Origin of the sequence: Streptomyces violaceusniger Tu 4113, from assembly GCF_000147815.2 — a bacterium.
Taxonomy (GTDB): domain Bacteria; phylum Actinomycetota; class Actinomycetes; order Streptomycetales; family Streptomycetaceae; genus Streptomyces; species Streptomyces violaceusniger_A.
In genome coordinates, this window is the sequence record NC_015957.1 from 9,892,618 (window position 1) to 9,916,251 (window position 23,634).

The window sequence follows — 23,634 nt, forward strand, 5'->3', positions numbered from 1 at the left end:
GTACACCCTAGGTCAAGACGAATGCCGAACAGCGACCTAGCGTCACCCGCGTGGTTAAGCTCTCCGTCATCGTGCCGTTCTACAACGTGCAGACCTATGCCCCCGACACGCTCAGAAGTCTGCGCGCGAACGCGCGTGAGGACTTCGAATTCATTCTCGTCGACGACTGTGCCACCGACGGGACGCCGGAGATCCTGGAGCGCGCCGAACGCGACCTTCCGGGGGCCGTCTACGTACGGCACGAGAAGAACGGTGGGCTGGCCACCGCCCGGAACACCGGCCTGGACAACTCCACCGGCGAGTACATCACCTTCCTCGACGGCGACGACTGGCTCGCCCCCGGCTACTACGAGCAGATGCTCGCGGCGATGGAGGACTTGGGGTGCGACTTCGTCCGCACCGACCATGTCCAGTGCACCGCCCGAGCCCGCTCGATCACCCGGGTGCCGCACGGCCGCCGCAATGTGGTGATGAACCCGCGGGACGCGATCCTCCCGACCGACCGCTCCACCTCCGTCGACTACCCCTATGCCTGGGCGGGCATGTACCACCGCCGCCTGGCGGACGAGGGACTGCTGCACTTCACCCACGGGCTGCGCACCGCCGAGGACCGGCCCTGGATCTGGCGGCTGCACCGCGAGGCCCGCAGCTTCGCCGTCCTCGGCGTGCACGGAGTGTTCTACCGGCGGGGGGTCTCCTCCTCGCTCACCCAGATCGGGGATGTGCGGCAGCTCGACTTCATTCGCGCATTCGACCAGGTCATCGAGGAAACCGCGCGGGACCGCGACGCCGACGCCCTGCTGCCGAAGGCCGTCCGCACGTACTGCGCGATCATTTCCCACCACCTGGGCAACATCGAGAGATTCGAACCACAAGTGGCCCGCAAACTCCGATCCATGTCGGCGGCGGCGATGAAACGCATGCCCCAGGACGTATTGAAGGACGCACTGGATTCCATGGACTATGAGCGCGCCGCACGCCTGCGGCGAGTCAAGCGCCGGCCCGCCGGGGCGGAGGTGGCGGCCTGATGTCCGCCTACAAGCCGCTGGCGGAGCGCAAGCGCACCCAGATCTTCCTCGCCTCGACCCTCTACGGGGCGGCGACCCTCGCGGCCGCGATCGACGCGGACAGCGTCGGCCCGGCCGACCGCCGGCTGCTGCTGATCAGCAATAACGCCGCGACACCGGAGACCACCCCGCCGGTCGACGAGATGCCCGGCTTCGAGCGGCTGCGCGGCCGCTTCGACCGGGTGCTCTCCTGGAACGAGACGATCTCGCCGTTCCACCCCGGCGGCTGGGCCCCGCGCGTGGACGACGCCCCGCTGTGGGAGCGCCATCTGCGGCTGCTGTGGAACCTCGGCGACGACACCATCGAGCTGATCCTGGAGTCCATCCAGGTCAACCCGGCGATGGCGGTCGCCCATGTCTTCCAGGGCGCGCCCATCGACGTCTACGCGGACGGTCTGATGAGCTACGGCCCGACCCGCAACAAGCTGGACCCGCTGATCGGCACCCGGATCCGCCGGCTGCTCCACCTGGACCTGGTGCCCGGGCTGCGGCCGCTGCTGCTGACCGAGTTCGGCGTCGAACCGGAGATCCTGCCGACCGAGGTGTTCACCAAGGTGCTCGCCGAGGTCGCCGAGGCCGCCCCGCGCGGTGTCGCCTCCGCCAGCGAGCGGATCGCCGTCGGCAACGGTCCGGCGCTGATGCTCGGGCAGTACCTGTCCGCGCTGGACATCCTCACTCCGCAGGAGGAGGAAGAGCTGCATGTGCGGATGTTGCGCGGCGCCGTGGCGCTGGGCCACCGCACCGTCGTCTTCAAGCCGCACCCCACCGCCCCGGCCCGCTGGTCGCGGATGCTGGAGAAGAAGGCCGCGGAGCTGGGCGCGGAGCTGACCGTCATGGACACCCCGGTCCTGGCCGAGGTGCTGTACCAGCGGATGAGTCCGGCCCTGGTCATCGGCTGCTTCTCCACCGCGCTGCTCACCGCCGACGTCTTCTACGGACTGCCGGTGGCCCGGATCGGCACCGATACGCTGCTGGAACGGCTCACCCCGTACCAGAACAGCAACCGCGTGCCGGTGACGATCGCGGACGCGCTGCTGCCCGACCTCGAGGACCACAAGGCGGTGGCCGCCGCCCGGCCGGTCGACGAGCGGGCGGGCAAGCGGCTGGCCGGACTGATCAGCGCCGTCGGCTTCTGTATGCAGGCCAAGATCTACCCGGATCTGCGGCCTACCGCCGAGCGCTATCTGGCCGCCCACCTGGACCACCAGACCTGGCGCTACTTCAAGAAGCGCCGGCTGACCGCGCTCGCCCTGCCCGGGGCCGTCCCCTCGCAGCTCGCCTTCATCCCGCGCAATGAGACGGTGCGCAAGGTCGCCCGCCGGGCCCGGGCCATCAAGCGCGCCGCCCTCAAGCGGACGGTCACCGGATGAGCGCGCCGCCCGCCCCCGACCCCGGGCCGATATCCCCCGCGGCGGCGACGGCTCCCACGCCGACGCCGCCGCGCGCCTCCGACCTCGCTCTGGAGCGATCCGCCGAGCGCACCGCGAAGGCGGCCGCGCGCGGCGGCGGCCATCCGGTGCGGCTGCGGGCACTGGACGGGCTGCGTCTGCTCGCCGCGCTCATGGTGGCCGCGTACCACTACGGCGGGCGCGACGGCGAGATAGCCCAGGCGTGGGGCTCCTCGCCCCGCGTCCAGTTCCCCACCCTCTCCAGCACCTTCGCCTACGGCTGTCTCGGCGTCCAGATCTTCTTCGTCATCAGCGGCTTCGTCATCTGCATGAGCGGATGGGGACGGCCGCTGCGCTCCTTCTTCGCCTCGCGCGTCTCCCGCCTCTACCCCGCCTACTGGGTCGCGATCATCCTGGTGACCGCCGTCTTCGCGCTCCCCTGGGTCACCTACAAGGCGGTGTCGCCCAGCGACGCGCTGGTCAACCTCACCATGCTGCAGCAGCCGCTCGGGGTGGACCGGGTGCTGGGCGTGTGCTGGACCCTCTGGGCGGAGCTGCGGTTCTACGCCCTCTTCGCGCTGTTCGTGGTGCTCCCGGGCGCGACCCGCCACCGGGTGGTGCTCTTCTGCGCCGTCTGGACGCTGGGCTCGGCCTTCGCCGAGGCGGCGAACCTGCCGCTGCTGGACGTCGTCCTGATGCCGGAGTACTCCTCGTACTTCATCGGCGGCATGGGCATCTACCTGCTCCACCGCTTCGGCCACGACGCCCTCTCCTGGGGCATCATCGGGATCAGCTTCCTGATCGGCCAGCACTACGCGATCCGCGATCTGTGGCACCCGGCCAACATCGACGCGTTCTCCTACCGCTCGGCCGCCGCCATCATCGGCGTGGTCGCCTTCGGCTATGTCGCGGTGACGCTGATCGCCCTCGGCAAGCTGAACTGGGCGAACTGGCGCTGGCTGACCGTGGCGGGCGCCCTGACCTACCCGTTCTACCTGGTCCATGAGCATCTGGGCTGGGTGGTCGTCTGGGTCCTCCACCAGAAGCTGGGCATCCCCTCCTACGGGACGTTCGCCCTGACCGTACTGGTGATGCTGGGCCTGGCCTGGCTGCTCTACCGCTTCGTCGAGCAGAAGCTCACCCCGGTGATCAAGCGCTCGCTGACGACGGTCCGCCTGTAAGGGCTCGCCGTACTCTCAGGGGTCAGGGGCTCCCCTCGCCGGTTTCGACGGCGAGGGGAGCCCTGCTCGTTGAGGCCAGCACCTCCTGGATCACATGACGGGCATTGGCCGCCATCGCCGGATTGGTCTCGCGGTAGTACGGAAGCTGGATGAGCGCCATGCTCAGGGCCCAGCCCCGGCCCCGCGCCCAGGTGCCGTCATCCACGCCCACGCCGAGCGCGGCGCGGAAGTCCTCCCGCACCGACGCCGGGAGCAGATTCCAGGCCGGGATCAGATCGCAGGCCGGATCGCCCACCCCGGCGGTCCCGAAGTCGATGACGGCGCTCAGCCGCCCGTCCACGACCAGCAGATTGCCCGGCATCAGATCGGAGTGCACCCACACCGGCGGCCCGTCCCACCCGGGCGCCGCCAGCGCCTCCTCCCACACCGCGGTAGCCGCCCCGGTGTCGATCGTCCCGCGCAGGAGGCCGATCGCGGCCCGAGTCTCCTCGTCGACCTCCCGCAGCGGCCCGCCCCGATAGGCGGGCGGCCCGCCCGCGGGCTCGATCCGGCGCAACGCGACGATGAACTCCGCGAGATCGGCGGCGAGCCGCCCGGGCCGGACGACCCGCCCCTCCCGCGGATTCTCCCCGTCGAGCCACCGATGGACCGTCCACGGCCAGGGAAAACCGTCCCCCGGCACGCCCTTGCCGAGCACCGCGGGAATGGGAACCGGCAACGCGGGCGCAAGCCGCGGCAGCCACCGGTGCTCCCGCTCCACATCCCCGGCCCCACCCGCGAGACGCGGCAGCCGTACGGCGAGGTCGCCCCCGAGCCGGAACAGGGCATTGACGGTGCCCGACGAGGCGAACCGCTCGATGGGCAACTCCGCCCACCGGGGAAACTGCGCGGCAAGCAACCGCCGTACGAGAGCCACGTCAATGGGCCGTTCGTCGGCATGCATCGCGCTCGCGCTCATCGGCACCCCGTTCCTGAGTCGTGTGGGACACCACTACGCGTCAGGGGAGGGCCCGGCGGCAACTCAATTTGGCGCGGGGGCGTCAGGAGATGTCCGGCGGACCGTAACGCCTGCGGCGAGCTGTCCCCACCCCGCCCCTTCCCACAGCACCGATATGCGGCTCCGCCGCGTGGCAGGGCTCCGCCCCGGACTCCGGGAATCCAGCCCCTCCGGCGCTTGAGGAGCGGGGTCCGGGGACGCCTGGCCAATCCAGCCCCTCCGGCGCTTGAGGAGCGGGGTCCGGGGCGGAGCCCCGTTCGGGAAGGGGCGGGGAGGGGAACAATCCGCCCCTGGCCGAGCTCAGAGCCAGCGCGGAGCGTCAGCGCCCAGGCGACCGGATGCGCGGGCCCAGTCCAGTGGTCCGTCCGGGGAGCCGATCGGCGAGCGGGCGTACCGCAGCGTTCCGAGGTCCGAGGCAGTCTCGGCGAGCCAGGGCGCCGGGTCATGGGCGGGGCCGTCGCCCCGGGACACAGGGGCGATGCCATGCAGAAGCCAGGACGCCGTGCCCGCGAGAGAGAACCGCAGATGGCGCCCGCCACCCACCTCCTGCCGCTCCGTCAGCGCCCGCAACACCCCCGCCGCCAACAGATAGCCCGTGCCGTGGTCGAGCGCCTGGGCAGGCAGCACACCGGGGTGGCCCTCGGCATCGGCGCCGGCGTGCGCCTCGATCGCGGCGATCCCGGTAGCCGCCTGCACCAGACTGTCGAAACCGCGCCGCATAGCCCACGGCCCCGACCAGCCCCATGCGCAAAGCTGGGCGACGATCAGCCCGGGGTGGCGTTCCAGCAGCGCGTCCGGGGCGAGGCCGAAGCGGTCGAGCGTGCCGGGGCGGTAACCGGTGACCACCACATCGGCGTCGGCGAGCAACGTCTCGAAGGTCCGGCGGTCCTCGGGCGCGCCGAGGTCGAGTGCGGCCGAGCGCTTGCCGAAGCCGGTGTCGGCGTGTGCGTCCGGGTCCTCGGGCAGCCCCGGAGAGTCGATGCGCAGTACGTCGGCGCCCAGCAGCGCCAGGGTGCGGGTGGCCACCGGCCCGGCGATGACCCGGGTCAGATCGAGCACGCGCACGCCGCTCGCGGGCAGGAGCGCCTCCGAGAGCAGGCGCGGCGCGCCCTCCCCAATCCGCCGGGACTCGCTCAACGGCAGCCCAGCAAGCGGAATCTCGCTTTCGCCGGGCTCCGCCACCGCCACGGCCAGCCCACCCCCGGCGTAGACGATCTCCTGGATCGCCCGGGCGGGGCGGGCCGCGAGCGCCGCCGCGAGTTCGTCCGGCCCGCTGTCGCCGGACAGCCCGAGGGCGGTGAGCAGCCGGGCGCGGTGGTGCGGGTAGTTGGCGTGCGTCCGGACCCAGCCATCAGCCGCGCGCCAAAAGCCGGACAGCGGAGCGAAGTTGGTGGGCTTCCGGCCGTCGATACGAAGGTGCCGTTCGCTGACGAACGCGGTGGCGACGGCGCCCTCGTCGACCCGTACCGCCGGAACGGCCCCGCCGGAGCGCCGCGCGCCCAGTTCGGCGGCGGCCAGCGAGCACACGCCCACGGTGGCGCGGGCCAGCTCGGCCACGGGCAGCCGGGCGGGCAGTCCCCCGCTCACCGCGCGGTACGCCACGTTCCCCAACAGCGCCGGGTCGCCGCCGAGGGCGGTCCAGGCGTGGACGGTGGCCGAGTCCGGTGATGCGTCGCTCCTCGTCATGCGCTCATTGTGCGCCGCAGCTCCGGCGCGCCGTATGGCGAGTGCCCCGCCCCCTCCTCCTGGTCGGGGACGGAGAGGGCGGGACGTACAAGGTGGGCGGCGAGCCCAGTGGTGGGCCTATGCGGCGCCCGCCCGCCGGTAGAGGTCGAGGGCCTCGTTGCCCAGCGTCGGGTGGTATTCGTTCGCACCGGCGCTGACGCTGATGTTCCCGATCAGATAGCCCCCGCCGCCCGAGAAGTCGGCGAGGAAGCCGCCGCCGCTGGACCCTCCGGTCTGGACGCAGTCGATGCCCCACATCGTGGAGCCGGGGCGGCCCGCGTCGGGGAACTCATTGCCCTCGCAGTGGTTCAGCCGCTCGCCGTTGCCCTCGGCGGCGGAGCCTCCGTAGCCGAAGGAGTGGACATGGCGGCCGGTCTGCGAGTTGAAGGCGATGCCCTGCGCGCCCACGGTCTCGGCCAGGGTGCGGCCGTTCAACGTGTTCATGACGGCGAAGGCGTAGTCCCAGTTGGCGTTGCCCCGCGTGGAGACGTACTGGGGCTCCCAGAACAGACTCCGGGCGGAGAACGTGCCGTAGGGGCGATTGCCGTTGTTGTAGCCCGGGATGAAGACCCAGTTGCGGTAGCCCGTGCCGGTGGCCGCGTCCACGACGCAGTGGCCGGCGGTGAGCACGACGGACCGGTTGTCGCTGTTGGCGACGGTGGCCGAGCAGGCGAAGGTGCCGCCCGAGGCGTTCTGGAAGAAGACCTTGCCCGCCGTGGTGCTGATCAGGCCGCCGCCGGTCCAGGCGGTGGGGGACGTGGCCCGCGTCGAGGGCGCGGAGGTGGCGGCGGCGGGACCCGGGAGCGGGGGCACGCTCACCCGCTCACCCGTGGTGGGCGGCGCGGTCGCGAGTTTCGCGGTGCGGGCGGCGGGCAGGGCGGTGACGTCCTGGGCGGCACGCAGCCGCTCCGTCGTCCAGAAGCGGGCGGCGGCGCGCTGCTCTTCGGTGGAGACGGAGGTTCCGGCTGCTCCCTGGGCGGAGGGGGACGGGGCGGGGGCCGCGTGGGCGGCGGTTCCGGCGGTCCAGCCGAGAGTGGCGAGAGTGAGGGCGCTGAATAAGGTGGCGACACGTCTCATGCGGTGAGCTCCAAGTCCGTTGGAGGTACCCGAGAGCGCCGGACAACGTTGTCCGACGCTTGGTCGCCGGTAGCGTGCCACGACTGGTCCAGACCTGCCATGACACGGGACGTCACAATTAGGGATCCCCCTAGTCGGGGCGAGCCCCGGACGCCACACCTAACGCGAGCCCGCCGGTGCCAGGTTCGCCTCGATGCCCGCCACGACCGTACGCACCCCGCCCCTTCCCGAAACGAGGGGCTCCGCCCCTCGCCCCCGCCGGGGCTCCGCCCCGGACCCCGCTCCTCAAACGCCGGAGGGGCTGAATTCACTCCGGCGGGCAGCCGCGAGACGGCGGGAGGGGGCGGGGTCGCAGGGGTGGTGTCCTGGACGCTTACGTGTATTTGTGGCGCCAATCCCCGACCAACCCCACCACGCCCCCGCCCCGGCCGAGCGCACGATCAGTTGGCGAAGTCCAGCAGCACCTTGCACGACTGGCTACGGTCGGCAGCCTGACCGAACGCCTCCACCGCCTCCCGCGCCGACCGCACCCCGCTGATCAGCGCGTCGAACGACGGCTCGGCCGCCAACAGCCGCAACGCGTCGTCGAACTCGGCGTGGAAGCGGAGCGCGCCCCGCAGCTCGATCTCCCGGGCGACCAGGAGATTTCCGGCGAACGGGCTCTGCCCGGGCGGCAGCATGCCGAGCTGGACGACCACGCCTCCCCTCCGCACCCGGCGCAAACACGTGTCGAGCCCAGCCGCAACGCCCGACGCCTCGATCGCGACGTCCATCTCGTCCGAGGGCCAGTTCGGGTCGTCCGGATCGTCGGCCCGTACGCAGGCCGTCGCCCCGGCCGCCGCCGCGAACTCCAGGGCGCGGGGCAGCAGATCGGTCGCCGTGATGGTCGCCGCGCCCGCCGCGCGGGCCGCCGCGATGGTCAGACAGCCGATCGGACCGGCGCCCGTGACCAGCACATGGCGGCCCTTCACCGCGCCCGCCCGCCGCACCGCGTGCAGCGCCACGGCCAGCGGTTCGGCGAGCGCGGCCCGGCGCGGCTCCAGCCCCTCGGGCAGGGCCCGGAGTTGCACCGCCGGGACGGCGATCTGGGAGGCGAAGCCGCCCTGGACATGCGGGGTGCGCGCGGCGCTGCCCAGATAGCGGGTGTCGCGGCAGACGTTGGCGCGGCCGTCGGAGCACTCCGGGCACACCCCGCACGGCGTGGCCGGGTGGACGGCGACCGGGGTGCCGACCGCGGGCCCGGTCGCGCCCTCGCCGTACGCCACGACCGTGCCGACGACCTCGTGCCCGAGCACCATCGGCTCCTGGAGCCGGAAGTCGCCCACCCCGCCGTGCCGGTGGTAGTGGAGATCCGATCCGCAGATCCCGCCGTACCGGATCGCCACGAGCGCCTGCCCTGGCGCCGGTTCCGGCTCGGGGAGTTCCTCGATCCGCAGATCGCCCTGACCGTGGATCACGCAGCCCAGCACCATCCGCCCAGCCTCCTCAAGTGGTTTCGCGGGGTTCACAGAACGCTCGTCATGCCGCCGTCTACGTACAGCACCTGTCCGCTCACGAAGTCCGCAGCCGGCGAGGCGAGATAGAGCAGCGCGCCGACCAGGTCCTCGGTGCGGCCCCAGCGCCCGGCCGGGGTCCGCCCGCGCACCCAGGAGCTGAACTCCTCGTCCTCGACCAGCGGCCGGGTCAGCTCGGTCTCGATATAGCCGGGGCCGAGCCCGTTGACCTGGATCCCGTACCGGCCCCAGTCCGCGCACATGCCCTTGGTGAGCATCTTCAGCGCGCCCTTGGTCGCCGCGTAGGGGGCGATTCCGGGGCGGACCACTTCGCTCTGCAGGGAGCAGATGTTGACGATCTTGCCGTGGCCGCGCGGGGTCATCCGCCGGGCGGTCTCCCGGCCCACCAGGAAGGCGCTGGTGAGGTTGGTGTCCAGGATCTGCCGCCAGGCGTCGTCGGTGAACTCCAGCAGGGGCGCCCGGTTCTGCGTCCCGGCGTTGTTGACCAGGATGTCGAGCGGGCCCACCCGCTCCTCCACATCGGCGATACCGGCGGCCACGGCCGGGCCGTCGGTGACGTCGAACGCGGCGGTGTGCACCCCCGCGTCGGCGCCGCCGAGCTCGGCCGCGGCCTTCTCCAGGGCGTGCGGATCGCGCCCGTTGAGCACCACCGTGCAGCCGGCCTCCACCAGACCGCGCGCGAGGGCGTGGCCGATGCCCCGGCTGGAGCCGGTGACCAGCGCGGTGCGGCCCGCGATGTCGAAGAGCGGATGTGTCGTCATGACGTGCGTACCTCTCCGGTGCTCAAGTCACCAGTTCCTAGATCACCAGCGACAGCAGCAGGACGAAGCCGAGCCCGACGACGGAGATGATCGACTCCATCACCGACCAGGTCCGCACCGTCTGCCCCACGCTCATCCCGAAGTACTCCTTGACCAGCCAGAATCCCGCGTCGTTGACATGGCTGAAGAAGAGCGACCCGGCGCCGATCGACAGCACCAGCAGCGCCACATGGGTGCTCGACATATCGGCGGCCAGCGGCGTCATCAGCCCGGCGGCCGAGATCGTGGCCACCGTCGCCGAGCCGGTGGCGAGGCGGATGGCGACCGCGATCAGCCAGGCGAGCAGCAGCGCGGAGACGTTCCAGTGCTGCGAGATGTCCATGATCATCTTGCCGACGCCGATGTCGATCAGCGTCTGCTTGAAGCCGCCGCCCGCGGCGACGATCAGCAGCATTCCGGCGATCGGCGCGAGCGAGTGCTCGACGGTGGAGGAGATCCGGTCCTTGGTGAAGCCCGCGGCCCGGCCGAGGGTGAACATGCCCACGATCACCGCGGCCAGCAGCGCGATCAGGGGAGCGCCGATGACGTCGGCGACGCGCTGGACGGTGTTCTCCGGGTCGTCCACCACGATGTCGACCAGCGCCTTGATCAGCATCAGGACGACCGGGAGCAGCACGGTGAGCACGGTGACGCCGAACCCGGGACGCCGCTCCAGCTCCTCCGACGGCCGCGTGGGGATCAGCCGGTCCGGCGGGGTGATGTGCACCCAGCGGTCGGCGACGCGTGAGAAGACCGGGCCCGCGATGATGGCGGTGGGCACGGCGATGAGGACGCCGAGCGCCAGGGTGATCCCCAGGTCGGCGTGGACCGCGTCGATCGCGGCAAGCGGTCCGGGGTGCGGCGGCACCAGGCCGTGCATCACGGACAGGCCCGCGAGCGCCGGGATGCCGATGCGCATCAGGGAGAAGTTGCCGCGCTTGGCGACCAGCAGCACCACCGGGATCATCAGCACCATGCCGACCTCGAAGAAGAGCGGCAGCCCGATGATCCCCGCGATCAGCACCATCGCCCAGGGCATCGTCCGGTTGCTCGCCTTGGCGAGGATGGTGTCGACGATCTGGTCGGCGCCCCCGGAGTCGGCGAGCAGCTTGCCGAGGATCGCGCCGAGGGCGATCAGCACGCCGACGCCCGCGACGGTCGACCCGAGGCCGGCCGAGAAGCTGGTGATGACCTTGTCGAGCGGGGCTCCCGCGACGGCGCCGAGCGCCAGTGAGCCGATCGTCAGCGACAGAAACGCGTGCAGCTTGGTCTGGGTGATGAGGAGAACGAGAACGGCTATGCCGACGAGGACGGCTATGCCGAGCTGCGCGTGACCTGCCGACGTGATCGGGTCGACGGTGTCCGCTGCCAGCATCTCGACGCTGAGTCTGGTCACGGGGGTTTCCTATCCTGCGTTACTGGTGTTCGAGCCGCCGCAGTTCGGCGGCGGCCCGCTCGGTGATGAGCTCGGGTTCCGGGCCGACGTCCACGGCGACGCCGTACTCGTCCGGCTGCAGCGGTTCGAGCGTGGCGAGCTGGGAGTCGAGCAGTTTCCCGGAGAAGAAGTGGCCCTTGCGCTCCTTCATCCGCTCGGCGATCAGCTCGCGGTCGCCGGTCAGATGGAGGAAGACGATGCCGGGCGCGGCGGACCGCAGCCGATCGCGGTACGTCCGCTTGAGCGCGGAGCAGCTCACCACGCCCCCGCCCGCGGCGTGGTCATGGGCCCAGGCGCCTATGGCGTCCAGCCAGGGGCGTCGGTCGTCGTCGTCCAGCGGGGTCCCGGCCGACATCTTGGCGATGTTGGCCGGCGGGTGGAAGTCGTCGGCCTCGGCATACGGGACGCCGAGCTCCTCCGCCAGCAGGGGGCCGACCGTGGTCTTGCCCGTTCCGGACACTCCCATGACCACGACAACCTGGGGGGCGTGCATTGTGTGAAACCTCGCTGTCTTCTTCGACCTCGGCGCCGGGGACACTCAACCCCACAGATACGACGTATTCAAGAGTCCGTGACTTAAAAGTCATACTTATTTGGGGGGTGGGTGGCCGCGTAGGCTGAGCGCATGGACGAACAGGGGCCCCAGGGCCGTGGTCAGAGGCCCAGGCCCCAAGGGCTGCACGACCGGCTCCTGGAGTCCCTCGGCCCCGCCATCACGGGGGGCGACTATCCGCCGGGCACCGTCCTGCGCACCGATGAGCTGGAGCGGCGCTACGACGTCTCGCGCACGGTCGTCCGGGAGGCGGTGCGGGTCCTGGAGTCCATGCACCTGGTGGAGTCCCGCCGCCGGGTCGGGGTGACGGTGCGCCCCACCGATGAGTGGGATGTCTTCGACCCCCAGATCATCCGCTGGCGCCTGGCCGGCCCCGACCGCCCCCGCCAGCTCCGCTCCCTCACCGCCCTCCGCTCGGCCATCGAACCCGCCGCCGCCGCGCTGGCCGCCGAGCACGCCACACCGGAGCAGTGCGCCGAGCTCACCGAGCACGCCCTCAACATGGTCGCCACCTCACGCGGCCAGCAACTGCCCGCGTACCTGATCCACGACGTCGCCTTCCACCGCGTGATCCTGCGCGCGTCGGGCAACGAGATGTTCGCCCGCCTGGGCGACGTCGTCGCCGAGGTCCTGACCGGCCGCACCCAGCACCGCATCATGTTCACCGACCCCGACCCGGAGGCCGTCACCCTCCACGTCCGCGTGGCCGAAGCGGTCCGCGCGAGCGACGCGGAGGCGGCGGAGCGCTACACGCGGGAGATCACGGTGGGGGCCCTGCGGGAGCTGGACATCCTGGCGCCGTGAGGACGCCTGTCCGGTGTCCGTCCCCACATCGGCCGGCTGTCGGGTGCGGGTTTCGTGTCGCGCCTTCGGCGCGGGTTGAGCAGCGGGGCAGGGGGTTGGGGGCGCGGGCCTCGCCGCCGAGCGCCGGGCCGGTTCGGGGAGGCGCCGGGGGCGGCTTCCGTGCTCGGTGGCCCGGGTCCCTCCGGACTGCGCCGGTCCCAGCCTCAGCGGGGAGTGGCGAAGACGTTGCGCTCCGCGAGGTCCGAGAGGAGACGCGCGGCCGCGCGGAAGTCGGCGTCGTCGTGCAACACGACGAGCCCGTGGTGTGCGGCCGTCGCGCAGATCAGCCAGTCGACCACGGACAGGCTTTGATGCTGCCCCCGTTGGGCCAGACGGTACTGGCCGACCTCGATCCACTTCCAAGCACTCTTCGGGACGGAGACGTCCGGGAAAAGGTCGGCGAACATCTCCGTCATCCCGTCGTACTCGTCCAGACCGCGCGCAGACTGCCGGAATTCCGTGCGCTGCGGAGCGCACGAGCCGATGGCCCCGTCGTCCAGCTCATGGCCCCATAGATCATTGAGCTTGCGGTCACGCTGGAGACGCCAGACGGCCGTGGAGTCGGCAAGGTAGCGGATCACGGTCAGGCGGCACCCTGCTCCGTGCGCGCCGAGTCGCCCGCGGCACCCTTCTCGGCCGCGTGGCGCAGCCAGAAGCCTTCCTCGTCCCATTGCCGGGCCTGCTCAAGGTGACGCAAGCGCGCCTCGGTTCGCGCCCGGCGCTCCGCGTACTCGCGGAGGGCGATGTTGACCATCTCCTTCTTGGTCTTGGCGCCGGACAGCCGCATGGCTTCCGCGAGAGCGTCGTCGTCGATGTCGATCTGCGTGGCGGACATCGGAACCTCCAAGAGATGGGCTTCATACAAAGGTAGCCGATGTCGCATACAAACCGCATGCGGTGCGGTGCGGTGCGGTGCGGTGCACGGAAGCGACCTGAGGCGGTCGGGTGTCGGGTGCGGGTTTCGTTTCGCGCCTTCGGCGCCTTTGAGCAGCGGAGCAGGGAGTGGGGGGCGCGGGCTTCGCCGCCGGGCGCCGGGGCGGTTCGGGGAGGCGCCGGGGGCGGCTTCCGTGCTCGGTGGCCGGGGGCCCTCCGGACTGCGGGTGGTGGGGGTTCGGGTACCTCCTGTAAAAAACGCTTGATCTAGCGCAACTAATATGTCAAGCGATTTCAAGAGGGGTACCCCAACCCCCCTTGCTGTCCGGCAGCGGCCTCAGCCCCCAGCCGGGGACGCCGCCACCGGCGCCCGCCCCCACCGGCCCGGCGGTCGGCGACGCGGCCCGCGCCCCCAACCCCCCTGCCCCGCTGCTCAATTGCGCCGAAGGCGCGAGACGAAAGCCGCACCCGGCCCGAGCCGCCCAGGCCGGTGGCCTCAACACCCCACCGGCCCGACGATCGGCACGCCGCCGCGCCCCCGGCCCCTGCCCCGCTGTGGCACCGGCCGCCTCGGGCGCCAGAGCCTTACCCGGCGGGACGCCGCGTCACTTCAGATGCCGATCGACAAACTGCTCGAATGCCCGGGCGGCCGCGCTCGGGGTTCGGTTGTCGGGGATGGCCAGGGAGATCGACCAGTCGAGCTCGGCGCCGGTGATGGGCAGCGTGGTGAGATCGTCATGCGGCCCGACGACGCCACGGGGCAGCAGAGCGATACCCAGCCCGTGACGGACGAAGTCGGCACCGGCCGTGATGTCGGTGATCTCGATGGCGACATGACGGTGGAGCCTCGCGGCGGTGAACGCGCGATCGGTCACGGCGCGGTTGCCGTAGCCGGGCGGGAAGTCGATGAATGCCTCGCCGGTCAGTTCGGACATCGCCGCTTCGCTGCGGCCCGCGAGGCGGTGGCCGGCAGGAACGACGAGGTCCAAAGGTGTGGAAGTGAGCTCTCTCAGGTGCGCGCCGGCCGGAGGGCCGACGGGGAACGAGACGAACGCGAGGTCGAGCCTCCCCTCGGTGAGTGCCGTGAGGAGTCCGGGGGAGCCGCCGCTCGATGCCGCTGTGGCGAGGTGCACGGAGACGGCCGGGTACTCGCGGTGAAAGCTCCCCAACATGGCGGGCAGGTCGATCGGCCCGAGTGAACTCATCGTCCCGACGCGCAAGGCCCCCCGGACAGTGCCGCTGACCTCCTCGACGGCGGCGCGCGCATCCTGGGCGGCGTCAAGGGCCACCCGGGCTTTCGGCAGGAGCGCGTATCCGCTTTCCGTGAGCCCGACCCGCCTGGACGTGCGCCACAGTAGCTGGGTGTGCAACTCCCGCTCCAGGGAGGCGATCGTCGCCGAGACCGCGGACTGCACGATGTGCAGCCGCGCCGCGGCGCGGGTGAAGCTCGACTCTTCCGCCACCGCGACGAAGCACTCCAGTTGGCGCAGCTCCATACGGGAACTATCGCACGCGGCGATGACTGCGAGCGAAACCATTCGTTGGACGCGATCCGTGAGCCGACGCAGTGTGGACAGCGCATCCCTGTCCGACCGGAGGTACCACATGACCATCCTGATCACCGGCTCCCGTGGCGGCATCGGCGCCGGTCTGCTGCACCGCTTGTCCGCATCCGGCCACGACGTCCGCGCGGCCAGCCGCGCCCCGGAGCAGGCCGATCCGCCCCCCGGTGTCACAGCCGTCGCGCTCGACCTCGCCGACGCGACGACGTTCGCGCCCGCTCTGGCCGGAGTGACCGACGTATTCCTTTACGCCGAGCCCACCAGGATCGAGAGGCTCCTGGACGCGGCGGTGTCGGCCGGAGTGCGACGGATGGTGCTGCTCTCGTCCGACTCGGTGAACCTCCCCAACGCCGAACACAACGCGCTGGCCCGCCACCACCTGCTGGTGGAACGGGCACTGCGCGCCGCGCCCCTCACCTCGACCGTGCTACGCCCGGGCGGGTTCGCCACCATGACCCTGGGCTGGGCGGAGTCCATCCGCGCCGACCGACCGATCGAGCAGGCATATCCGGAAGCGCGCCTGGACGTCATCCACCCCCAGGACATCATCGATGTCGCCGAGTCGTCGCTGACCACCCACGCGCTGGATGGCGAGACGATCAGCCTGGGCGGCCCGGAGGTGCTCAGCTTCCGTGACCAGGCGCGGATCCTGGGGGACCTGCTGAACCGTGAGATCGAGCTGCGCGCACCGGCTCCGGAGCAGGCGGCCGCGCACCTGAGCGCCCACGTTCCCGCGCCGTTCGTCGCGGCAGTGCTGGACTATTGGGCCCAGCTGTCCGACCGGCGGATCGAGGCGTCACGCACCGCCGAGCGGATCACCGGCCGCCCCGGCCGTACGTTCCGCCAGTGGGTCACCGAGAATCTCGCTTCGTTCAGGTGAGCCCCGTACACGGTGTGCCGTCGAGTTCGGCCCATACCGTTTTGCCGATCAGCTCGGGTACGACGCCCCACCGGTCGGCCAACTCCTCGACCAGCAAAAGCCCGTGCCCGCCTTCGCGCGGCGCCTCGGGCTCGGGGGCCGGGCGCACGGTCGGCAGCCGTTCGACCCGGGGATCCCTCACCTCGTTACGGAGGGTGTTCCCGGTGACGCTGAGTGTCAGCCGGAAGTTCCGCCCCGGGACGCGGCCATGCAGCGCGGCGTTGGCAGCCAGCTCGGCGATGATCAACGCCCCCGTCTCATGCGGCAGGCCCCACGAGCGGATGCGTTCCGTCCCGAGGAGTCGTGCCAGGCGGGCGCCCTTGCGGGTGGCCGAGAGCAGGACGGTGAAGTGCGAAACGGAAGTGTCGGTTCGAGTGATTTGTTGGCTCACGTCACTCAGAGTGGCCGCGCACGAATAGGCTGAAAAGTAGCGACGCCGATACGGGCAGTGACTGTCCGGCCCTGGTCCGGGCCTGTCCGGCGGCGCCGGGTGGGAGGTGGCCCCGTATGGAGGATGAGGAGAGCGGCGCGGTCCTGAGGACGGTCGGCCGTCAGATCAAGTTGTGGCGCGAAGCGGCCGGGCTGAAACAGGCCGAGTTGGGGGCGGCGATCGGTTACGGCGAGGAGCAGGTTTCGGCCGTCGAACGGGCGCGGCGCATCCCGAGTCCGGAGTTCCTGGAGAACGCGGATCGGGTGCTGGGGGCTGGCGGCAAGATCGCCGCGATGAAGAAGGATGTTGCGGAGGCCCGCTACCCCAAGACGGTGCGAGATCTAGCGAAGTTGGAGTCCGAGGCAGTTGAGCTGGGCGCCTACGGCAACCACAACATGGATGGCCTGTTGCAGACGGAAGAGCACACGCGTGCGCTGTTCACGATGCGACGGCCGCTGCTCTCAGACGACGTGATCGAACAACGGGTGGCGGCCCGAATGGCCCGGCAGGAGATCTTCACCAGCCAGCCCGCGCCCATCTTCAGCTTTGTCCAAGAAGAGGTGACGCTGCGCCGACCCATCGGCGGCAAAATGGTGCAGCGACGACAGCTTGAACACCTGCTCGAATTGGGAAGGTTGCGAAACGTCGAGATCCAAGTGATGCCGACAGAGCGCGACGACCACGCGGGCATGGGTGGCCAACTTCAGCTCCTGAAGCTGAAGGGAGGCACCACAGTGGGCCACGTGGAAGTGCAGCGCTTCACTCGCCTCATCTCCGATCCGCGCGAGGTGCAGACCCTCGAGATCCAATATGGGATTATCCGAGCCCAGGCGCTCACCCCACGGGAGTCGCTGGCCTTCATCGAGAAACTACGGGGAGAGACATGACCCTCAAGCCCTCCGCCGGAGGCGCTCTGAAGTGGACCAAGAGCAGCTACAGCAGCAACGAAGGTCCGCAATGTGTCGAGGTGGCGTGGACGAAGAGCAGCTACAGCACAGCTGACGGCCCCTCATGCGTAGAGGTCGCCCCCACCCCCTCCACCATCCACATCCGCGACTCCAAGAACCCCGACGGCCCCCAACTCGCCGTCACCCCCACCGCCTGGACCGCGTTCGTCACCTACGCCAGCAACAACTAGGCGCTTCGACGGGCTGTGACGCCTGCGGCAGGCTGTTCCCCTCCCCGCCCCTTCCCGAAACTGGGGCTCCGCCCCAGACCCCGGGTCCAGGGGCGGAACCCCGACCGGGATCTGGGGCGAAGCCCGACCGGGGCCTGGGACAGAGCCCCTGACCGGGGCCTGGGGCAGAGCCCCTGACCGGGGCCTGGGGCAGAGCCCCTGACCGGGGCCTGGGGCAGAGCCCCTGACCGGGGCCTGGGGCAGAGCCCCTGACCGGGGCCTGGGGGCAGAGCCCCTGACCGGGGCCTGGGGCAGAGCCCCTGACCGGGGCCTGGGGCAGAGCCCCAGTTTCGGGAAGGGGCGGGGAGGGGAAAGACCCACCGCCCCCCTACCCGCGCCGACCCACCGGCTGATCGTTCCGCAGCCGCTCGAAGAGCCACCTCGCCCGCCCCTCGTCCCACTTCAGCGCGCTGCCCTTGGACGTGGCGATCCCACGACCAGCCACGGGGACGTTCAGCCGGTTGCCGTGGCCGTGGCCACCCGCGACGCTCTGCATGGCCTTGAACATGGACATGAGCGTCCGCAGGTCCATGCCCTTGTCCACGATGAGCGTGTCCAGGCCCGCGCCCACAGTGGGGAAGACCTTCCACGGGACCAGGGCCTGGCTCGGGCGTGCGGCCTGTTTCGCGAGCGCGGACAGGAACTTCTGCTGGTTCTGGCTGCGGCCGAGGTCCCCCTTCGCCTCCTGGTGACGTTGGCGGACGAAGGCCAGCGACTGCTTGCCGTTGAGGGTCTGGCAGCCCTTCTTCAGGTTCGCGCCCGACTTCTTGTCCTTGATGGGTTTGTTGAGGCAGAGATGGACGCCACCGACCGCGTTGACGACGTTCACGAAGCCCGCGAAGCCGATCTCCGCATAGTGGTCGATCCGCAGGCCGGTGTTGTGCTCGATGGTCCGCACCAGCAACTCGGGACCGCCCGCCGAGAACGCGGCGTTGAGCTTGTTCTTCGACGGTCCGGGGCGCTTACCGGTCATGGGGTAGGTGTACGGCGGGATGGTCACCCAGGAGTCGCGCGGCAGGCTCATCAGCGTCGCGCCGTGGGCGCCGGTGTGCAGCACCATCATCGAGTCGGTGCGGCGGCCCTCGGCGGAGCCGGTGTGCAGGGTCTTCTTGTCCCGGCCGGAGAGCCCGTCACGGCTGTCGGAGCCAACGACGAGGTAGTTGGTGCCCTTGCCCTTCGCGGGGCGGTGCTCGACCTTGCCCAAGTCGACGTCGGTGTTGAGCTTGGACCAGGCCCAACCGTAGGTGGAGGCGCCGCCTACGAGGGCCACCGCGAGCAGGACGATCAACGTGCGCCGCAACCGCCGGGGCCACCGGCGGCGGGGCGCGGGCTCGCCATAGCCCGAGTCGTAGCCGTACCTGTTGCCATCGCCTGGCCAGTCGTGGGACATCGTTCTCCCTCACCTCCTCAGTTGGATGACAGCCGCCGCTCGGCGGACCCGGCAGACCCGGCAGACCCGGCAGACCCGGCGGTCAGCCGGTCCGCGGCCGAGCCGGAGCGGTGGATGCGGTGCCACCGCAGCCGCGTGCCGAACAGCGCGCTGACCACGGACTGGATGATCACCAGATACATCAGCTGCCGGTAGACGAAGAGCTGCAGGGGCATCGCCCACAGCGCCGTCAGCCGCTCCTTGTCCAGCCGCAACGCGTATCCCGCGCCGAGCAGTTGCACCACGAGGAAGGCGAGCCACACCCCGATCGACTCCACGGGGTCGGCGAACAGCACGCCGTACAGCGTGAAGACGTCCACGATGGGGGCGAGCAGCGGCAGCACGACCTGGAAGAGGAAGAGATAGGGCAGCGCCCGGCGGGCGAAGCGTCCGGCCTGGCCGGCCTCGCGGAGGGCGCGGCGGTGCTTCCACATGGACTGCAGCGTGCCGTAGCACCAGCGGTAGCGCTGACGCCACAGTTGGCGCAGGGAGGTGGGGACCTCGGTCCAGGCGATGGCGGTCTCCTCGTAGACCACCCGCCAACCGGCCCGCCACAGGGCCATCGTGAGGTCGGTGTCCTCGGCGAGGGTGGCCTCGCTGACCCCGCCGACGCCCATCAGCGCGTCCCGGCGGAAGGCACCGATGGCGCCGGGCACGGTCGGCATGCACTCCAGCACCTCGAACATCCGGCGTTCGAGGTTGAACCCGAAGACGTACTCCAGGTGCTGCCATTTGCCCAGCAGCCGACGGCGATTGCCGACCTTGGTGTTGCCGCTGACCGCGCCGACGGCCGGGTGGGCGAGCGGCTGGACGAGGCGGTGGATGGCGTCCGGTTCGAAGACGGTGTCGGCGTCGACCATCACCACGATGTCGTGGTGGGCGTGGGCGAGGCCGGTGTTGAGGGCGGCCGCCTTGCCCGCGTTGGGCTGGCGGACCACCAGCACCCGGGGGTCGTCGATCAAGGTGGCGAGGTCCGCCGTCCGGTCCGTCGAGCCGTCGTCGATCACGATGATCTGGAGCTGCCAGTGGGTGGAGGCGAGCAGCGAACGGACGGTGGACCCGATGCCCGCCTCCTCGTTGTACGCGGGGATGAGCACCGTCACCGGCTCGTCCACCTCGCGCAGCCAGGGCGCGCCGGGCCGGAAGCGCTGGAGGCGCCGCACATGGGCCCGGGCGAAGAAGACGAGCAGCGCCGGCCGCAGCAGGGCCAGGGCGCCCGCGATGCCGAGCACCCAGCTCATGGCCTGGACGAAGATGTGCCCGATGCCCTGGACCTGGATCAGCGCCTCGCCCTGCAGGCGGCCGACGGTCGACACCGGAGTGTTGACCGGGGGCCCGCCGAGCCCCTCGGACACCGTGGCGAACTTCTCGATCTTCCGGTTCCGGAGGAGCTTGTTCGCCTCGGCGTAGCCGGTGTCGTTCTGGCTGTACTGCCGGACGACGCCCCGCTCCGGCTGCCGCAGCGGCCGGTCGGCCGCGACCAGGAGATAGCCCTGATCGGCCGCGCGCCGGGCGGCCGTCCACTCACCGCCGCACATCGTGTCGGCCTGGGTGGTGAGCGGCAGCCGCACGAGTTTGGTGTTGATGCCGGCGGTGCCCGCGAGCGCGGTCTGGGTGAGGGACAGCTCCAGCCGGGTGCGCGGGGACGAAGCCGAGCCCAGATCGGATCCGGTGTAGGCGCCGGAACCGATCTCATGCCCCTCGGCGCGGATCCGCTTGACGAGCTCGGGGTGGCGGACCGCCTGCGCGCCGGAGAGGAAGAAGGTGGCGTGCGCGTGGTGGCCGCGCAGCAGGTCCAGCAGGCGCGGGGTCCAGACGGGGTCGGGGCCCCCGTCGAAGGTGAGGGCGACGGTGCGGTCCGGCATCCCGGCCGTCTCGACCGTGCCGCCGCGTCCGATGCGTACGACCGGCTTTCCGGTGTCGGCGGCCTTCGGCATGGGGCTCGTACAGGGGCGGCGCGTCGACAGGGAGGCGACCTCATGGGTGGTCCAGCCCTCGAAGACCAGCGCGGCGGCGACGGCCGAGACGACGATGATCAGCAACAGCCAGTGGCCGCGCGGCTCGGGGCGGTGTGCGTGCCGGGGGCTCACCCGGGGCCGCCCCTGGACGGCTCGGCATCGGCAAGGGGCTCGGTCACCTCGGCGCCGTAGGAGTACGTGCTGGGCCAGTGTCCGGCGGCCTGGTCACCGCCGATGGTGTCGGCGGTGCGGCCCGTGGTGCCGGTGGTGCCTGTGGTGCCGGTGGTGCCGGTGGTGCCGCCCGTGGTGGACCGCTCGACGGTCCTGGGCGGCTCCTGGTCGGCCTGCCACAGCACCCCGGACAGGGCCGTGCCGAGAAGCAGTAGATAACCGAGGCAGGCGCAGCCGACGGCCAGCGCCGCGAGCGCCAGAAGCTGGCGCCGCCCACCGGAGGCGTTGACGAATATCTGCCCGGTCTGTTTTCTCCGCCGCCGTCTCTTTTCGGCCACTGTCGTCACCATGTGGCGGAAGTCTAGCCAGAGCTCCGCCCACCGCCGACCGACCGGGACCGCGCCCTCCTGGCCGCCACACGCCCCTCTGACCTGGCCTTTTTCGCCTGGACGGGCTCCGGGGCCGGAGCCCCGGCGGACCCCCTCAACAGCAGGGGCCGACACCCCGAACAGCGCCCATGGCCGACGAGTTGGGGCACCGCCGAAAATGAGACAAGGCTCACGAAGCCAACCGGCGCGACCGTGCCCCCTGGAACGGTCCCGTGCGGTGCCCGCGACTGCTACGGGGTGTCCGTCGGTTTTTTCCCTCCCCGCTCCTTCCCGGAACCGGGGCTCCGCCCCGGCTCCCGCGCCTCACACGCCGGAGGGGCTGGATTGCGTTGCCATGGGCGTCGCCGTCCCGGGGTTCCGGGGCGGAGCCCTGCCGCGCGGCGGAGCCGCATATCGATGCTGCGGGAAGGGGCGGGGAGGGGAGCAGCCCGCCACAGGCGTCAAGATCCGTCGAACACCCCCTGGACTGACGGCCGGTGCTCGTACCACCGCTGGTCGGCCTCCAACTGGGCCGCCAGCGAGATCAGCACGGGCTCACTGTTGGCCGGGCCGAGGAGCTGGGCACCCAGCGGCAGCGTGCGCTCGGGGTCGGCGAACCCGGCCGGGACGTTCATCGCGGGCCACCCCAGCACATTCCACGGCCAGGCGTACGGACACGCCGCGATCATGGCCCGATCGGTCTGCCACCCCGACAGCGCGGCCATGGCGCCGATCCGCAGCGGGGGCGTGGCCGTCGTCGGGGAGAGGACGACGTCGAAGCGGTCGAAGATCGCCCCGACCTGGCGCCGCAGCGGCTCCTCGTACGACCGCGCCCACCGCAGCGCGGCGCCGCCCAGCAGCCGGCCGTTGCGGGCGGCGTGGCGGGTGCGGATGTCGAGCAGCAGCGGATCGGGGACGCGGCCGGACCATTCGAAGAGCCCGGCCGTGGCGCGCGGCAGAAACGAGAAGCCCACGAGCCCGTAACGCGGCTCGGCCGCCACGACCTCATGACCGAGGGCCGCCAGCCGCTCGGCGAGCCGGACGACCGAGGCCCGCACGAGCGGGTCCAGCCTCTTCGGGGTGCCGGTGAAGGCCGGCTTGAAGGAGAGGGCGATCCGCAACCGCCCCGGGTCACGGCCCACCGCGGACAGCACATCCACCGGCTCCGGGCAGTGCAGATCCCCCTCGCAGTTGCCGCTGACGGCGTCCAGCAGCAGCGCGGCGTCGGCGACCGTACGGGCGAGCGGGCCGTGGCAGGTGATGCCGTTGAAGGACTCGGCGTCCGGCCAGGTGGAGATCCGGCCGCGCTGGGGCTTGATGCCGATCAGGTGCGTCCAGGCGGCGGGGATACGGACCGAGCCCGCGCCGTCGGAGCCGAGCGCGGCGGGGACCAGACCGGCGGCGACGGCGGCCGCGGCGCCGCCGGACGAGCCGCCGGGGGTGTACTCCGGGTTCCAGGGGTTGCGGGTGTCGCCGAAGGCGGGGCCCTCGGTGAACGGCCACTGGCCCAGCTCGGGGGTGTTGGTCTTGCCGACGATCACGGCTCCGGCCGCCCTCAGCCGCCGCACCGCCTCGCCGTCCTCGACCTTGGCCGGGAAGTCGCCGCTGCAGCCGAACGCGGTGGGCTCGCCCGCCACATCCGTATCGTCCTTGACCGCGAGCGGGACCCCGAGCAACGGCAGCCGCTCCCCCGCCGCCAGCCGCCGGTCGGCCTCGGCGGCCTCGCGCAGGGCGGCCTCGGCGCGGATGCGGCGGAAGGCGTTCAGGGTGGGCTGGGTCTCGGCGATGCGCCCGAGCGCCTGCTCGACCAGCGCATGGGAGGTCACCTCGCCTCCGGCCAGGGCGCGGATCTGCTCGCCCAGGCCCTTGGGAATGACGCTGGTCACCGTGGTCCTCCTCGGGTGAGTTCGGCCACTTCCCCTTTACCCCTGGCGGCTGCTCCGCGCACCCTGGGCAACGGTGATGACCCGTTTCATCACTTTCATCACGATCATCGCTGAGCACAGAGGACACCCGCATGACCGACATCGCGGCGCGCCGCACCGGCCTCCACTCCCGCACCGGAGGCCCCTCCGACGGCGAGGATCACCTGTTGGAGCATCTGCTCGGCTGGTCGCTCGTCGTCGTCCTCGCCTTGCTCACCACCCAGCTCGGACTGTTTTAGGGG

The 23,634-nt window shown here is 71.3% G+C and carries 23 protein-coding genes; 8 read left to right on the forward strand and 15 right to left on the reverse strand.

Annotated features, from left to right (window positions below; genetic code table 11):
- Nucleotides 1-50: 50 nt before the first annotated feature.
- From STRVI_RS40435 to STRVI_RS40445, 3 genes are read left to right on the forward strand one after another with little or no spacing between them, the layout of a single operon-like run.
- Complete coding sequence (locus STRVI_RS40435) at nucleotides 51-1,028, forward strand: glycosyltransferase family 2 protein (RefSeq protein ID WP_014061346.1); 978 nt, start codon at nucleotides 51-53, stop codon at nucleotides 1,026-1,028.
- Nucleotides 1,028-2,437, forward strand: coding sequence for a polysialyltransferase family glycosyltransferase (locus tag STRVI_RS40440; RefSeq protein ID WP_014061347.1), 1,410 nt, complete (start codon nucleotides 1,028-1,030; stop codon nucleotides 2,435-2,437). The genes STRVI_RS40435 and STRVI_RS40440 overlap by 1 nt, the downstream gene beginning before the upstream one ends.
- On the forward strand, nucleotides 2,434-3,636 hold the full coding sequence (locus STRVI_RS40445; protein ID WP_014061348.1) for an acyltransferase family protein: 1,203 nt from the start codon (nucleotides 2,434-2,436) through the stop codon (nucleotides 3,634-3,636). The genes STRVI_RS40440 and STRVI_RS40445 overlap by 4 nt, the downstream gene beginning before the upstream one ends.
- A gap of 22 nt (nucleotides 3,637-3,658) precedes the next feature.
- On the opposite strand, the gene STRVI_RS40450 is transcribed toward STRVI_RS40445, so the two are convergent.
- The 7 genes from STRVI_RS40450 to STRVI_RS40480 all read right to left on the reverse strand — a co-directional run bounded on the left by STRVI_RS40450 (nucleotide 3,659) and on the right by STRVI_RS40480 (nucleotide 11,677).
- Complete coding sequence (locus STRVI_RS40450; RefSeq protein ID WP_050993851.1) at nucleotides 3,659-4,594, reverse strand: aminoglycoside phosphotransferase family protein; 936 nt, start codon at nucleotides 4,592-4,594, stop codon at nucleotides 3,659-3,661.
- A 339-nt stretch (nucleotides 4,595-4,933) separates the two neighbouring features.
- Nucleotides 4,934-6,319, reverse strand: a complete 1,386-nt coding sequence (locus tag STRVI_RS40455; RefSeq protein ID WP_014061350.1) for a CoA transferase — start codon at nucleotides 6,317-6,319, stop codon at nucleotides 4,934-4,936.
- Nucleotides 6,320-6,436: 117 nt separating this feature from the next.
- Nucleotides 6,437-7,435, reverse strand: a complete 999-nt coding sequence (locus STRVI_RS40460) for a hypothetical protein (protein ID WP_014061351.1) — start codon at nucleotides 7,433-7,435, stop codon at nucleotides 6,437-6,439.
- Between the two features lie 440 nt (nucleotides 7,436-7,875).
- Nucleotides 7,876-8,907, reverse strand: a complete 1,032-nt coding sequence (locus STRVI_RS40465) for an L-idonate 5-dehydrogenase (RefSeq protein ID WP_014061352.1) — start codon at nucleotides 8,905-8,907, stop codon at nucleotides 7,876-7,878.
- A gap of 32 nt (nucleotides 8,908-8,939) precedes the next feature.
- Nucleotides 8,940-9,710, reverse strand: coding sequence for a glucose 1-dehydrogenase (locus STRVI_RS40470; protein WP_014061353.1), 771 nt, complete (start codon nucleotides 9,708-9,710; stop codon nucleotides 8,940-8,942).
- A 37-nt stretch (nucleotides 9,711-9,747) separates the two neighbouring features.
- Nucleotides 9,748-11,145: a gluconate:H+ symporter gene (locus tag STRVI_RS40475; RefSeq protein ID WP_014061354.1), complete on the reverse strand. Its 1,398-nt coding sequence runs from the start codon at nucleotides 11,143-11,145 to the stop codon at nucleotides 9,748-9,750.
- Nucleotides 11,146-11,164: 19 nt separating this feature from the next.
- Entirely contained in the window at nucleotides 11,165-11,677 is a 513-nt protein-coding gene (locus STRVI_RS40480) for a gluconokinase (protein WP_014061355.1), read from the reverse strand.
- Nucleotides 11,678-11,809: 132 nt separating this feature from the next.
- Between STRVI_RS40480 and STRVI_RS40485 the strand changes: the two genes are divergently transcribed.
- The gene (locus STRVI_RS40485; RefSeq protein WP_014061356.1) at nucleotides 11,810-12,541 is read left to right on the forward strand and encodes a FadR/GntR family transcriptional regulator; all 732 of its coding nucleotides are present in this window, start codon (nucleotides 11,810-11,812) and stop codon (nucleotides 12,539-12,541) included.
- Between the two features lie 203 nt (nucleotides 12,542-12,744).
- On the opposite strand, the gene STRVI_RS40490 is transcribed toward STRVI_RS40485, so the two are convergent.
- The 3 genes from STRVI_RS40490 to STRVI_RS40500 form a co-directional block, all read right to left on the reverse strand.
- On the reverse strand, nucleotides 12,745-13,161 hold the full coding sequence (locus tag STRVI_RS40490; RefSeq protein ID WP_014061357.1) for a PIN domain-containing protein: 417 nt from the start codon (nucleotides 13,159-13,161) through the stop codon (nucleotides 12,745-12,747).
- Between the two features lie 2 nt (nucleotides 13,162-13,163).
- A complete protein-coding gene (locus STRVI_RS40495; protein WP_014061358.1) occupies nucleotides 13,164-13,415 on the reverse strand; it encodes a type II toxin-antitoxin system VapB family antitoxin in 252 nt (83 codons plus the stop codon).
- A gap of 643 nt (nucleotides 13,416-14,058) precedes the next feature.
- A complete protein-coding gene (locus STRVI_RS40500) occupies nucleotides 14,059-14,991 on the reverse strand; it encodes a LysR family transcriptional regulator (RefSeq protein WP_014061359.1) in 933 nt (310 codons plus the stop codon).
- A 67-nt stretch (nucleotides 14,992-15,058) separates the two neighbouring features.
- On the opposite strand from STRVI_RS40500, the gene STRVI_RS40505 reads away from it, so the two are divergent.
- Complete coding sequence (locus STRVI_RS40505; RefSeq protein WP_014061360.1) at nucleotides 15,059-15,895, forward strand: NAD(P)H-binding protein; 837 nt, start codon at nucleotides 15,059-15,061, stop codon at nucleotides 15,893-15,895.
- Here STRVI_RS40505 and STRVI_RS40510 read toward each other — a convergent pair.
- Nucleotides 15,888-16,325, reverse strand: a complete 438-nt coding sequence (locus STRVI_RS40510) for an ATP-binding protein (RefSeq protein ID WP_014061361.1) — start codon at nucleotides 16,323-16,325, stop codon at nucleotides 15,888-15,890. The genes STRVI_RS40505 and STRVI_RS40510 overlap by 8 nt on opposite strands.
- Nucleotides 16,326-16,441: 116 nt before the next feature.
- Here STRVI_RS40510 and STRVI_RS40515 point away from each other — a divergent pair, with 116 nt between their 5' ends.
- Together STRVI_RS40515 and STRVI_RS40520 are read left to right on the forward strand one after the other, a co-directional pair.
- Nucleotides 16,442-17,251 carry a helix-turn-helix domain-containing protein gene (locus STRVI_RS40515; RefSeq protein ID WP_014061362.1) on the forward strand — a complete coding sequence of 270 codons (810 nt, stop codon included), beginning with the start codon at nucleotides 16,442-16,444 and terminating at the stop codon, nucleotides 17,249-17,251.
- On the forward strand, nucleotides 17,248-17,502 hold the full coding sequence (locus STRVI_RS40520) for a DUF397 domain-containing protein (protein ID WP_014061363.1): 255 nt from the start codon (nucleotides 17,248-17,250) through the stop codon (nucleotides 17,500-17,502). Before STRVI_RS40515 ends, STRVI_RS40520 begins: the two co-directional genes overlap by 4 nt.
- Nucleotides 17,503-17,869: 367 nt before the next feature.
- On the opposite strand, the gene STRVI_RS40525 is transcribed toward STRVI_RS40520, so the two are convergent.
- The 4 genes from STRVI_RS40525 to STRVI_RS40540 form a co-directional block, all read right to left on the reverse strand.
- Entirely contained in the window at nucleotides 17,870-18,931 is a 1,062-nt protein-coding gene (locus STRVI_RS40525) for an LCP family protein (protein ID WP_014061364.1), read from the reverse strand.
- Nucleotides 18,932-18,948: 17 nt separating this feature from the next.
- Nucleotides 18,949-21,060 carry a bifunctional polysaccharide deacetylase/glycosyltransferase family 2 protein gene (locus tag STRVI_RS40530; RefSeq protein WP_014061365.1) on the reverse strand — a complete coding sequence of 704 codons (2,112 nt, stop codon included), beginning with the start codon at nucleotides 21,058-21,060 and terminating at the stop codon, nucleotides 18,949-18,951.
- Nucleotides 21,057-21,449: a hypothetical protein gene (locus tag STRVI_RS51900; protein WP_014061366.1), complete on the reverse strand. Its 393-nt coding sequence runs from the start codon at nucleotides 21,447-21,449 to the stop codon at nucleotides 21,057-21,059. Before STRVI_RS51900 ends, STRVI_RS40530 begins: the two co-directional genes overlap by 4 nt.
- Before the next feature lie 479 nt (nucleotides 21,450-21,928).
- Nucleotides 21,929-23,353, reverse strand: a complete 1,425-nt coding sequence (locus tag STRVI_RS40540) for an amidase (RefSeq protein ID WP_014061367.1) — start codon at nucleotides 23,351-23,353, stop codon at nucleotides 21,929-21,931.
- Between the two features lie 131 nt (nucleotides 23,354-23,484).
- On the opposite strand from STRVI_RS40540, the gene STRVI_RS51470 reads away from it, so the two are divergent.
- Nucleotides 23,485-23,631, forward strand: a complete 147-nt coding sequence (locus tag STRVI_RS51470; RefSeq protein WP_014061368.1) for an SCO1431 family membrane protein — start codon at nucleotides 23,485-23,487, stop codon at nucleotides 23,629-23,631.
- Nucleotides 23,632-23,634 lie beyond the last annotated feature (3 nt).